Annotated in this window: 11 protein-coding genes; 10 read left to right on the forward strand and 1 reads right to left on the reverse strand. The window is 71.6% G+C overall.

Translation table 11 applies throughout. From position 1 onward, the window contains the following. Positions 1-46 precede the first annotated feature (46 nt). From ACFYXK_RS07920 to ACFYXK_RS07940, 5 genes are all read left to right on the forward strand, one after another. Entirely contained in the window at positions 47-217 is a 171-nt protein-coding gene (locus tag ACFYXK_RS07920) for a hypothetical protein (protein ID WP_389410300.1), read from the forward strand. Positions 218-500: 283 nt separating this feature from the next. Continuing rightward, positions 501-1,010 carry a hypothetical protein gene (locus ACFYXK_RS07925; RefSeq protein WP_389410301.1) on the forward strand — a complete coding sequence of 170 codons (510 nt, stop codon included), beginning with the start codon at positions 501-503 and terminating at the stop codon, positions 1,008-1,010. A 148-nt stretch (positions 1,011-1,158) separates the two neighbouring features. Next, positions 1,159-1,839 carry a hypothetical protein gene (locus ACFYXK_RS07930; protein ID WP_389410302.1) on the forward strand — a complete coding sequence of 227 codons (681 nt, stop codon included), beginning with the start codon at positions 1,159-1,161 and terminating at the stop codon, positions 1,837-1,839. Positions 1,840-1,853: 14 nt separating this feature from the next. Further along, the gene (locus ACFYXK_RS07935; protein ID WP_389410303.1) at positions 1,854-2,459 is read left to right on the forward strand and encodes a DUF488 family protein; all 606 of its coding nucleotides are present in this window, start codon (positions 1,854-1,856) and stop codon (positions 2,457-2,459) included. Positions 2,460-2,464: 5 nt separating this feature from the next. Beyond that, positions 2,465-2,902, forward strand: coding sequence for a DUF488 family protein (locus ACFYXK_RS07940; protein WP_389410304.1), 438 nt, complete (start codon positions 2,465-2,467; stop codon positions 2,900-2,902). A gap of 506 nt (positions 2,903-3,408) precedes the next feature. On the opposite strand, the gene ACFYXK_RS07945 is transcribed toward ACFYXK_RS07940, so the two are convergent. Beyond that, positions 3,409-3,612: an MbtH family protein gene (locus ACFYXK_RS07945; RefSeq protein ID WP_383508924.1), complete on the reverse strand. Its 204-nt coding sequence runs from the start codon at positions 3,610-3,612 to the stop codon at positions 3,409-3,411. 240 nt (positions 3,613-3,852) lie between these two features. Between ACFYXK_RS07945 and ACFYXK_RS07950 the strand changes: the two genes are divergently transcribed. The 5 genes from ACFYXK_RS07950 to ACFYXK_RS07970 are packed head-to-tail and all read left to right on the forward strand — an operon-like array spanning position 3,853 to position 11,410. Continuing rightward, positions 3,853-6,189 (forward strand): lantibiotic dehydratase, encoded by a 2,337-nt coding sequence (locus ACFYXK_RS07950; RefSeq protein ID WP_389410305.1) that lies wholly within the window; start codon positions 3,853-3,855, stop codon positions 6,187-6,189. After that, complete coding sequence (locus tag ACFYXK_RS07955) at positions 6,189-7,694, forward strand: amino acid adenylation domain-containing protein (RefSeq protein ID WP_389410306.1); 1,506 nt, start codon at positions 6,189-6,191, stop codon at positions 7,692-7,694. Before ACFYXK_RS07950 ends, ACFYXK_RS07955 begins: the two co-directional genes overlap by 1 nt. After that, on the forward strand, positions 7,691-8,821 hold the full coding sequence (locus ACFYXK_RS07960; RefSeq protein WP_389410307.1) for a threonine/serine dehydratase: 1,131 nt from the start codon (positions 7,691-7,693) through the stop codon (positions 8,819-8,821). The genes ACFYXK_RS07955 and ACFYXK_RS07960 overlap by 4 nt, the downstream gene beginning before the upstream one ends. Further along, complete coding sequence (locus tag ACFYXK_RS07965; protein WP_389410308.1) at positions 8,818-9,099, forward strand: acyl carrier protein; 282 nt, start codon at positions 8,818-8,820, stop codon at positions 9,097-9,099. The genes ACFYXK_RS07960 and ACFYXK_RS07965 overlap by 4 nt, the downstream gene beginning before the upstream one ends. Positions 9,100-9,109: 10 nt before the next feature. Then, complete coding sequence (locus ACFYXK_RS07970) at positions 9,110-11,410, forward strand: lantibiotic dehydratase (RefSeq protein WP_389410309.1); 2,301 nt, start codon at positions 9,110-9,112, stop codon at positions 11,408-11,410. Positions 11,411-11,451 lie beyond the last annotated feature (41 nt).

The raw sequence follows: 11,451 nt of genomic DNA on the forward strand, positions 1-11,451 counted from the left end.
CACCCATCGCACCAGAGCGGTGCGGAGAAACCCATGGGAGGAAGTCATGGACCCGATGCTGGCGATGGCCCTCGCTGTCACGGCTGCGACGCTGATCGTCGCCGTCGCCGCAGTTCTGCTGGCCCGCTGCGCGCTCGCCGACACCGACTCCGCGCACAAGGCGCGGGTTCTGGTCGCCCTCGCCGAGGTGATCCGTGCAATCCGGGGAAGGCGGTGAACGACCAACGGCAAGCTCCCGGCCGCGTCACGGTGCGCTTGGCTGGCCGGGGGGTGCCGTGACTCCAACCCCGTTCCCGGAGGTCTAGATGCTCCGGATGCACGGGGACGTCGCGGCGATTCCGGACCCGATGTCGGCGGTGTTCGCCAGGGACCGGCGTGTTCAGGGTGACCAGCTGGCGGTGGGCCGGTGAGCCGGGCCGCCGGGCGTCGATGCCGGAGCCGGCTACGAGCCGCCCCGGAGACCCTTCCTCGAGGAAGATCACTGCGTTGTTCGGGCCGCGATGGACCGGCTGCTGGCCGGCACCCCGCTGAGGTCGAACGGAGCCCCGACCGTCCTCGCGCTGGCCGCCGAGGCCGACGTGAAACGGCACGTCCTCACTCACCGGCGCACCGACCTCAAGGACGAGTTCTACGCGAAGGTCCGGGCCCAGGGGCATGTGCCCGATAGCGAACCCAAGCTGCGGGAGGAATTGAAGGAAACCAAGGAACGGCTGGCCGAGCTGGTCGAGGAGAACAAGCGGCAGCAGGCCGAGATCGAGATGTTCGCTCGGGTGGTGACCGTCCGCACCGTCGAGAACAACCAGCTCACCGGCCAGCTGTGCCGCAACCAAGCCCCGGTGGTGGCGTTGGATACCGCACCCGAGCCCGGCTCGGAGCAGGTGCGCTGGACGAACCGCGGACGGCACCCTCACCCCCGAACCTGGCGCCCACAGCTGGCTGTCTCACGTCTCGCCAGCCGGCCTGGTGGGAGAAGCGCACCACGACATGGTTTGAACATCGCGCTTGTCTGAACGGCAGACGAGCGTCATACCCCCGTCGTAGGCTTTTGGACGACCTGCGGAGCTGTCAATCCATAGCGCTCGTCGTTGCTTCGTGTGGGTGCGCTGCGCTTCCGTCCCGCAGGGAGTCAAGGGGATCAGGTTTTTTTGGGGGGTACACATGGCATCGACAAAGACGATCGTGTGTCTGGCCAATTCCCGCAAGCTTTTGGGCCGGTGTGTGGCAGGCATGGTTGGCGACGGCTCAGGAGAGTGGGTACGACCGGTCAGCGCCCGCGTGAACCGCGAAGTCTCCGCTCGCGAAAGGCAGTACCAAGACGGAACTGACCCGAATGTCCTTGACGTTGTCTCGGTGCCGCTTCTTCGGCCCCAGTCGCATGACTTCCAGAGTGAGAATTGGCTCCTTGATCCAGATTGCTACTGGAAGAAGGTAGACAGGGTCGGGTGGAGGAAATTACTGAGCCTGGAACAGCGCCCCAACACGCTGTGGATTAACGGATCCAGCACCTTTCACGGAGAAGATGATCGGATACCGATTGAAGCAGCAGTCACTCTACCGGACTCGCTTAAACTGATACGTATCACTAACCTGATGTTACAAGTACACACCCCTGGGGCGATGTTCGGAGATCAGAAGCGGGTCCTGCGCGCCCGCTTCTCCCACAAGGGGAATTCGCATACACTGCGCGTGACCGATCCCGAATACGAGCTGAAATATCTGGCCCAGCCAGAAGGGGTCTACGAACTGGGTGAATCCTTCCTCACAGTGAGCCTCGGCGAACCATACGAAGGCTACGTCTACAAATTAGTAGCGGCCATTATCGAACGAGCGAAGATCTAAACAGGCAGCAGACGATGACATCTCATACAGTATTCACTGTCGGCCACTCCACGCACAGCGCCTCAGGATTCCTGAGCCTGCTACAGAAGCATGGAATCACGGCGGTCGCCGATGTGCGGTCGACGCCCGTCAGTCGATTCACGCCTCAGTTCAACCGATACGCCTTAGAGCGCATCTTGTCCGACATCGATATCAAGTACGTCTTCCTGGGAAAGGAGCTGGGCGCGCGCACCGAAGACCTCACCTGCTATGTCGACGGAAGGGTGCGGTACGACCTTCTAGCTCGGACTTCTGATTTCGCCAGCGGTATCAAACGCCTGCGGAATGGTTCACAGAGCGAGCAAATCGCTGTCATGTGCACCGAGCAGGAACCACTCGACTGCCATCGTTGCGTGCTTGTCGCGCGAGTCCTCGAAGAGTACGGAATTCGCGTCGAACACATTCACGGCGACGGGCACGTCGAGGACCACGCTTCGGCAATGCGACGCCTAATGGCTAATTTCAGGCTGGATCAGGAAGATCTGTTCCGGACCTCGGACGAGCGCCTCCAGGAAGCTCTCGACCGTCAGGAACAGCGGATCGCGTATGTCAATGATGAGCTTCGCGCCGGCGGGAAATGAGGAAGATGAAACTCTTCACGATCGGGTTCACGAAAAAGTCCGCAGAAAGATTTTTCGGACTGTTGCGCGAAGCTGGCGTGACAGCACTGGTTGATGTTCGACTCAACAACATCTCACAACTGTCCGGTTTCGCCAAGCGCGACGACCTGAGGTACTTTCTGGGTGAGATCATTGGTGCACAGTACAGCCATCGCACCGAGCTGGCCCCGACTCAAGACATGCTCGATGCCTACAAGAAGCGGGGCATTGGGTGGGCAGCCTACGAAGAAGGCTTCCTCGAGTTGATGAAGGTTCGTCAGATTGAGGACGCCGTCCGGCAGGAAACGCTTGACAATGCAGTCCTGCTCTGCAGTGAGGACAATGCGCGGCATTGCCATCGCCGACTGGTTGCGGAATATCTCGCACAGCAGTGGGAGGACGTCACCATCGAGCACCTGGCGTGAACGGCAGCGTTGAGGTCAAGAGCTATCCCACAAACACAGTCGGCGCTGCCGGAGCCTCTCACTGTAGGCCGTCAGCTCGAAGACGAGCTCCATCTTCAGCCCGCTCACTCCCGTGAAGGCAAGCCTTATTCCCCCCTGCCTCCATCGGGTCTGCGACAGCCATTCATGTGAGGTTGGGTAGGGAGCTTCGTCACTGCAGACGGTGACTCGGGAGACTCCCCGCCGTGCGGCACCGCTCTCGGCCCGGGCGTGAGCCGCAGGCCTGAGACAGCCACAGGCACAGCCCGGCTATGGACGCCAGACCCGAGCCGCGTGCGCGGCCGAAGCCCGGCACGGGCCACAACCGCGGACCTTACGGGGCGGGGAGGGTGCTGACGCCGGTGGGCGGCCCGGCCGCGGTGCGGGGCGTGCGGTGTGGAACCGGTCGGCGGGGCTCGGTCCCCCCGCGCCTCAGCCTCGCCGACCGGCGTTCAGGCCCCCGTTCAAGCCCGCGTACGGGGCCCGGCTCAGGCCGTCGCCATCCTGCGGCGCAGGCTCAGCGGGCGCATGTCCGTCCACACCGTGCCGATGTGGTCCAGGCATTCCTGCCGGGTGCCCGTCGTGCCCTCGGCGTGCCAGCCCGCCGGCAGCTCGCGGTCCGCACGCCAGATGGAGTACTGCTCCTCGTCGTTGCGCACGACCCGGTAGCCGTTCTCGTCGGTGTCAGTCATCGCTTCGGTCCTCCCGCAGGCATTCGGTCATTCCGTCATTCGGTCAGTGGGTCACAGCGTGCCGTCCCGGCCCGGGCCGCCATAGGGACAAACGCGCAGAAGGACCGGCGGTCGGTGCTGCCGCTCCTTCCCTGGTGACGCCGGTGTGCGCGGCGGCAGTGTTCGGGGCAGCCAGGGTGGCGTCCGAGAGGTACAGCGCCGCCGGCCACGCCACCCCATCAGGCTGGAAGGAGCTCCGCCATGTCGGACACCCCAGAGACCGTGCACCTGCCCACCGGCGGGTGGCGGTTGTGGGAGCACTTCGCACTCCGCGGTCCGGGTTTCCCGGCCGAGGGGGTCCTGCGCATGGCTCCGCCCGGACTCGCCCTGGCCGCCGACAAGTTCGCTCCGGGCGACGCCCTCGCCGGCCCGGACTGGGAGGCGTTCACCGGGGCCTTCGACACCGGCGCCGTCCGCACCGCCGAGCTGCTCCAGGACATCGCGGCCTCGCCGCGCTTCCGGGCCGCCGTGGCCTGGCAGAACCCGGCCGTGCTGCGCACCGGCATCGCACCGTTCCTGAACTGGACGCCGACCGCGGCGGGCCGGACCAGCATGCCCCGCCAGCGCGAGGAACTCGTCGCCCACTACTGGCAGCGGTTCTGCGTCAAGAACGACACCATCGGGTTCTTCGGGCCCGTCGGCTGGGGCCGCTGGGACCTCTCCGCGGACGGGGTACGGGTCGACCCCGGCACCGGCGGGTTCCTCGCCGATTCGCGGGTCTACTTCGCCAGTTGGGCCATCGACGCCCTGGCCAAGTCGCTGAACGCGGACCCCGCGCTGCGGGCGTGGATTCCCCCGCGCCGGGTGTCCTTCGTACGGGCCGAGGGCCTGACCGTGCACCTGCCGGGCCGGCCTGCGCAGCCCGTCGGCGAGACCGCCCGCGCCGTACTGGACCTGTGCGACGGGACCCGTCCGGTGGCCGCGATCGCCGAGGCGCTGGGGCTCCCGGTGGCGGAGGCGACCGAGACCGTGCAGTGGCTGCTGGCCAAGCGGTGGGTGCACTGGCGCCTCGACGTGCCGACGGGCACCTACCCGGAGCGGGAGCTGCGGGCCGTCCTCGAGCGGATCGGCGATCCGGCCCTGCGGGAGCCGGCCCTGGAGAAGCTGGCCGTCCTGGAGCGCGGGCGGGACGCCGTCCAGGCGGCCGGCCTGGACGCCGAGGCGCTGACCTCGGCGATCGCCGCCCTGGAGGCCGACTTCGCGGCGCTGACCGCCACCGACGCCCAGCGCTCCAAGGGAGAGCGCACCGCGCCCTGCCGGGGGCTCGTGTACTGCGACGCCCGGCGCGCGGCGACGGCCACCCTGGGCACCGCCCTGCTGGACGAGCTGACCCCGCTCGCGCAGTGCCTGACCGCGGCGCGCTGGATGACGAACCGGTTCGCCGAGCGGGTCCGGCCCCGGCTCCGCGAGGTGTACGAGCGGCTGCGCGCGGCCGGCCCGGTGGATCTGGGGGCGATGTGGCTGGGCTGCCTGCCGTCCCCGTACCCGGAGGCGGCCCGCGACCTCGACGCCGTCCAGGCCGAACTGCGCGCGAAATGGGCGCGGATCCTGGCCGTGCCCGAGGGGGCGCGCCGGGTGCGGGTGTCCTCGGCGGACATCGCCGAGCAGGTGCGGGCGGAGTTCGAGGAGCCCGGCGCGGGCTGGTCGCTGGCCCGCTACTTCAGCCCGGACGTCCTGCTGCTCGCCGAGAACGCGGACGCCGTGGCCCGCGGCGACTTCGAGATGGTGCTGGGCGAGATGCACAGTGCGCTCAACACGATGGGCGCCTCGCTCTTCGTCCACCAGCATCCCGACCGCGACGAGCTGATCGCGGAGACCACCCGCGACTTCCCCGGGCCGCGGCTGCTGCCGATGCTGCCCAAGGAGCTGCCGCTGAAGTGGTCGACGCGCAGCAGGCCTTCGCTGGACCGGCCGCAGGACTACTACGTCTCGCTGGTCGACGACACCGGCGATCCGCACCGCCCGCGCACCGTCCTGTGCGCCGACGTCGCGGTGGAGGACCGGGACGGCCGGCTGATGGCGGTGCTGCCCGACGGGGCCGCGTTCGACCTGCTCGACGTGTACGCGAACACCCTGACGCAGCGCGTCATGGACCGGTTCACGCTGCGTCCCGAGGGCGACCACACGCCGCGGATCAGCATCGACAAGATGGTGGTGGCGCGCGAGACCTGGGCGTTCCCGGCGTCCGAACTGGCCTTCGCCGAGGAGAAGTCCGAGGCGAAGCGGTACGTGCGGGCCAGGCACTGGCGTGAGGAACACGACCTGCCCCGGTTCGTGTTCGTGGTTTCGCCGACCGAACCGCGGCCCTTCTACGTGGACTTCGACAGCCCGGTGTACCTGACCATCCTCGCGAAGGCCGCGCGCCGGCTGGCCCGCAAGGACCCCGGGGCCAAGCTGAAGATCAGCGAGATGCTGCCGACCCCGGAGCAGGCCTGGCTGACCGACGACCGGGGTGACACGTTCACCTCGGAGCTGCGCTTCGTCGCCGTCGACCAGACCGTCACCGACGTCTCGCGGCCTGTGGACGGGAGCGCGTGATGCGGACCTTCGTCGACGACATCGCCGGGCACGCCGCCCTCGACCCGGGCCGGGTCGCCGTCACCACCCCCGCCGGCGAGGTGACGTACGGGGAGCTCACCGCCCGCATCGACGCCCTGGCAGCGGTGCTGCGGGCCCGCGGCGCCCGGCCGGAGACGGTGTGCGCGGTGGCCGTGGAGCGCGGTGTGGACGCCGTGGTGGCACCGGCGGCCGTGGTGCGCTGCGGCGCGGCGTTCCTGGGCCTGGACCCGGAGCAGCCGCCGGCCCGGCTGGCGGCGCTGGCCCGCAGCGGCGGTGCGGAGCTGCTGGTGACCACCTCGGCCCTGGCGGGCGGGCTCGATCTGCCGGTCCCGGGGCCGCCGGTCCTGCTGGACCGGCCCGGGAGCGCGGCCGGTGCGGACGGGGGGCGGGGCGGGCCGCTCGGCGAGCGCTCGCTCGCCTACGTCAGCCACACCTCCGGGAGCACCGGGGAGCCCAGCGCCGTCCTGGTCGAGCACCGCGGGCTGGACTCGTACCTGCGTTTCATCGCCCGCGACTACGGGCTGGGGCCCGACACGGTGGCCCTCCAGCTCGCCCCGCTCGGCTACGACGCGTCCCTGCGGGACACGTTCGCCCCGCTGCTGGCGGGCGGGCGGCTGGTGGTGGTGCCGCGCTCGGCGCTGCTGCGGCCCGAGGAGTTCGGCGCCGTGGTCCGCGAGCACCAGGTGAGCGCGCTGCTGAGCACGACCCCGTCGTTCCTGTCGTTCCTGGCCGGGCAGCCGGACGGGGCCCGGCTGCTCGCCGGGGTCCGCCTGGTGGTCTCCAGCGGCGAGTCGCTGCGGCCGTTCCTGGCGGCAGGGGGGCGGCCGCTGGTCCGGGGCAGCCTGGTCAACCAGTACGGCCCGACCGAGTGCACGATGACCTCGACCCGGTACGCCGTGCCGGCCCGGCCGGACGTCCTGACCGACACCGTCGGCACTGCGATCGACGGGGTGGTCGTACGCCTCCTGGACGCCGGGATGTCCCCGGTGCCCGACGGGGACACCGGGGAGGTCTACATCGGCGGGGCGGGCGTGGCCCGCGGCTACGGCGGGCGGCCCGCCCGTACGGCCGAGTGCTTCGTACCGGACCCGTTCGGTCCGCCGGGTGCGCGGCTGTACCGAACCGGCGACCTGGCCCGGACGGGTCCCGACGGGCTGGAGTACCTGGGGCGCGGCGACCGGCAGGTCAAGATCCGCGGCTACCGGGTGGACCCGGCCGAGGTCGAGGGGGCGCTGCTGTCCCACGCCGGGGTCACGGGGGCGGTCGTCACCAGCGAGACCGACGCGCAGGGGCGGGTGTTCCTCGTCGCCCACGTCACGGGGGACCTGGCGGGCACCACCGATGCCGCGCTCCGTGCGCATCTGGCCGCCGGCCTGCCCCCGCACCTGATGCCGCGGCGGTTCGTGCGGCTGGCGCAGCTGCCCACCACCCGTGGCGGGAAGGCCGACCGCCGTGCCCTCTCGCAGACGGGAGGCCGGCCGTGACCTCCGCACCCGCGGCTCCCGCGGCTCCCTCCTCGTCCGCCGCGTCCGGCGGGCCGGCCGGAGCCGGGCGCGTCCCGCTCGGCCGGGCCGACGTGGAGGCCGCAGCCGTGCGGATCGCCGGTCTCGTCCGGCGTACCCCTCTGCTGCCGGGGCTGCCCGCGCCCGACCGCCACCGGTCCGGCGGGCGGCTGCTGCTGCTGAAGGCCGAACACCTCCAGTACGGCGGGTCGTTCAAGCTGCGCGGGGCCGCCAACGCGGTCCTGGCGCTGGGGGCCCGGCGGATCGTCACCGGCTCCTCCGGCAACCACGGCATCGCGCTGGCGCGGCTGGCGGCCGCGCTCGGCGCCGAGCTGACCGTGGTGCTGGCCGGCGGGGCGCACCCCGCGAAGATCGCCCTGATCCGGGCGCTGGGCGGGCGGACGGTCGGTGTGCCGGGCGGCGTCGCCGAGCGCGATGCCCGGGCGCAGGCGCTGGCCGAGGAGACGGGTGCGGTGCTCGTGCCCTCCTCCGACCACGAACTGGTGGTCGCCGGGCAGGGCACGGTCGGCCTGGAGATCCTCGCCGAGGCGCCCGACGTCGAGACCGTGTACGTGCCGACCGGCGGGGGCGGGCTGCTGGCGGGGGTCTGCCTCGCCGCGTACGGCCATCCGGTGCGGGTGGTGGGCGTCGAGCCCGCCGGCAGCCGCCGGTACGCGCGTTCCCTGGCCGCGGGGCACCCCGTACGGCTGGCGCCCGGTGTCAGCGTCGCCGACGGGCTGCGCGGCCAGCAGCCGGGGGCGGTGCCCTATCCGGTCGTCCGGGACCGGGTCGACGACCTGGTCGCCGTGTCGGACGCGGAGATCCTCGCCGCCGCCGCGCTGCTGCGGCGGCGCGGGATCGAGGCCGAGCCGTCCGGCGCGGTCGCGCTGGCCGGAGCGATGCGGGCGGGCCGCGGCACCGGCACCGGTGCCGGCCGCGCCGTCGCCGTCGTCTCCGGCGGCAACACCACGGCGGCCCTGACGGCGGCCGCCGCGGCCGCCACCGCTTCCCGTACCGGCCGCCCCACCCACACGACCCGCGCGACCCGCACCACCGGCACCACCCCCATCACCCACACCACCCGTTCGCTCCTGGAGGAGATCTCATGACCACGACCGTGACCGAGACCGAGAACCTGACCGCGCAGCTGACCGGCGCCGCCCTGACCGAGCTGGTCGTCTCCGTCTACCGCGAGACGCTGGGGGTGGCCGACCTCGACGAGCAGAGCGACTTCTACGAATGGGGCGGCGATTCGCTGACCGCGTTCCGGATCACCGCACGGCTCGAGGAGGCCCTCGGGGCAGAGGTCCCCGTGGCACTGGTCTTCGCCTACCCCTCGCCCGCGGACCTCGCCGACGTCGTCCACGCCGACTTCGTCCAGGCATGAGGGGCCGGCCATGACCGATACCTACGTGCCCGGCGGCCGCTGGCGGCTGTGGGACCAATTCGCCCTCCGCGGGGCGGGTTTTCCGGCCGGGGGCGTGCTGCGGCTGGCCCCGGACGGGCTGGCCACGGCCGCGGACAAGTTCGAGCCCGCCGACGGCCCGGCCTCCCTGGCCGGTGAGCAGTGGGGGGAGTTCACCGCCCTGTTCGCCGACGCCCAGGTGGAAGTGGCGCACACGCTCCAGGAGATCGCCCGGATGCCCGCCTTCCGGGAGGCGGTGGCCTGGCAGAACCGCCCGGTCCTCGGCTCCGGGATCACGCCCTTCCTGAACTGGGCGCCGACCGCGGCGGGCCGGACCAGCATGCCCCGCCAGCGCGAGGAGCTGGTCGCCCACTACTGGCAGCGGTTCTGCGTCAAGAACGACACCATCGGGTTCTTCGGGCCCGTCGGCTGGGGCCGCTGGGACCTCTCCGCGGACGCGGCGGACGGCGTCCGCGTCGATCCCGGCACCGGCCTGATCGCCGGATCGCAGGTGTACTTCGCCAGCTGGGCGATCGACGCCCTGGCCGCGCGGATCGACACCGACCCGCAGCTGCGGGAGTGGGTGGCGCCCCGGCGCGTGCCGTTCGTCCGCCAGTCGGGGATGGACGTGACGGTGCCGGGCCGCCCGCGCCAGGCCCTCGCCGAGGAGGCGCGTGCCGTGCTCGCGCTGTGCGACGGCGTACGGCCCGCCCGGGAGATCCGCGCCGCGCTGCCGGACGTGGACGTGTCCGCGGTCCTGGCCGACCTGGTCGCCCGCCGGTGGGTGGTGTGGAAGCTGGAGGTGCCCGCCGACGCCCGCCCGGAGCTGCGGCTGCGGGCCTGGCTGGACCGGGTCGGGGACGCGGAGCTGCGCCGGCCCGCCCTGGACGCACTGGACGCCCTGGAGCGCGGCCGGGACCGGGTGGCGCAGGCGGACGGGCCGGAGGCGCTGGTCGCCGCGCTGACGGAGCTGGAGGGCGAGTTCGTCGCACTGACCGAGACCGCCGCCGTGCGCGAGAAGGCGGCCGGTACGGCGCCCTGCCGGGCCCTGGTGTACTCGGACTGCCGGCGGGCGGCGACCGCCACCCTCGGGCGGACCGTGCACGAGGCCCTCGCCCCGCTGGACCCGCTGCTGACCAGCGCCGGCTGGCTCACCGCCCGCCTCGCGGACGCGGTGATGGCCCGGGCCCGGGAGGTGTACCGCCGGCTGGCCGCACAGGGGCCGGTCGACCTGGCCGCGTTCTGGTTCGCCTGCATGCCGATCCTGCACGGCGCCGCCCGTGCCGAGTCCGCCGAACTCCAGCAGGAGTTCCGCCGCCGCTGGGACGCGATCCTGGCGCCCCCGCCGGGCACCCGCCGGGTCGAACTGCCGCTGGAGGCCGTCGCGGGGCCCGTCGCCGAGCAGTTCGGCGGCCCGGGCGGCGGCTGGACCGCCGCCCGCTACCTCAGCCCCGACATCATGATCGCCGCATCCGGGGAACAGGCCGTGGCCCGCGGCGACTTCGAGCTTGTCCTGGGTGAACTGCACATCGCAGCCAACACGTTGGGCGCCTCGCTGTTCGTCAACCAGCACCCGGATGCCGGGGAGCTGCTGCGGCTCACCGACCGGGACCATCCCGGCCCCCGGCTGCTGCCGCTGCTGCCCAAGGAGCACCGCTCGCGGCTGTCGGCGCGGATCCGGCACTCCCTGGTCCGCCCCGAGGACTACTACGTCGCCCTCGTCGACTTCACCGCCGATCCGGGCCGGCCCCATACGGTGCTCAGCGCCGACGTGGCGGTGACCGAACGGACGGACGGCGAGCTGGCGGTGGTACTGCCCGACGGGTCCGAGTTCCCCGCGGTGGACGTGTTCTCGCACGTGCTGACCACCCTGGCGATGGACCTGTTCCAGATCCTGCCGGACGCGGCCGAGCACTCCCCCCGGGTCACGGTGGACCGGCTGGTGGTGGCCCGCGAGACCTGGCGGCTGCCCCCGTCGGACATGGACTTCGCGGACGAGAAGGACGAGGCCCGCCGGTTCGTACGGGCCCGGCAGTGGCGGGAGCGGCGCGAGCTGCCGCGGTTCGTGTTCGTGGTGCTGCCGACCGAGACGCGCCCGTTCTACCTGGACTTCGACAGCCCGGTGTACGTCAACATCCTCGCCAAGGCGGTCCGCAGGATGGCCCGCAAGGAGCCGGAGGGCCGGGCCGTGTTCACCGAGATGCTGCCGAGCCCCGAACAGGCCTGGCTGACCGACGACCAGGGCCGGGCGTACACCTCCGAGCTGCGCTTCGTGGCGGTGGACGAGGGCTGATCAGGGCTGGACGGGGCCGGCCGAAGCGGCGTACGGAGCAG

Origin of the sequence: Streptomyces sp. NPDC002209, assembly GCF_042890265.1 — a bacterium.
GTDB lineage: Bacteria > Actinomycetota > Actinomycetes > Streptomycetales > Streptomycetaceae > Streptomyces.

Coding starts and splice junctions, on each gene's coding strand:
- ACFYXK_RS07920 (WP_389410300.1), top strand. CDS start 47: ATGGACCCGATGCTGGCGATGGCCCTCGCTGTCACGGCTGCGACGCTG.
- ACFYXK_RS07925 (WP_389410301.1), top strand. CDS start 501: ATGGACCGGCTGCTGGCCGGCACCCCGCTGAGGTCGAACGGAGCCCCG.
- ACFYXK_RS07930 (WP_389410302.1), top strand. CDS start 1,159: ATGGCATCGACAAAGACGATCGTGTGTCTGGCCAATTCCCGCAAGCTT.
- ACFYXK_RS07935 (WP_389410303.1), top strand. CDS start 1,854: ATGACATCTCATACAGTATTCACTGTCGGCCACTCCACGCACAGCGCC.
- ACFYXK_RS07940 (WP_389410304.1), top strand. CDS start 2,465: ATGAAACTCTTCACGATCGGGTTCACGAAAAAGTCCGCAGAAAGATTT.
- ACFYXK_RS07945 (WP_383508924.1), bottom strand. CDS start 3,612: ATGACTGACACCGACGAGAACGGCTACCGGGTCGTGCGCAACGACGAG.
- ACFYXK_RS07950 (WP_389410305.1), top strand. CDS start 3,853: ATGTCGGACACCCCAGAGACCGTGCACCTGCCCACCGGCGGGTGGCGG.
- ACFYXK_RS07955 (WP_389410306.1), top strand. CDS start 6,189: ATGCGGACCTTCGTCGACGACATCGCCGGGCACGCCGCCCTCGACCCG.
- ACFYXK_RS07965 (WP_389410308.1), top strand. CDS start 8,818: ATGACCACGACCGTGACCGAGACCGAGAACCTGACCGCGCAGCTGACC.
- ACFYXK_RS07970 (WP_389410309.1), top strand. CDS start 9,110: ATGACCGATACCTACGTGCCCGGCGGCCGCTGGCGGCTGTGGGACCAA.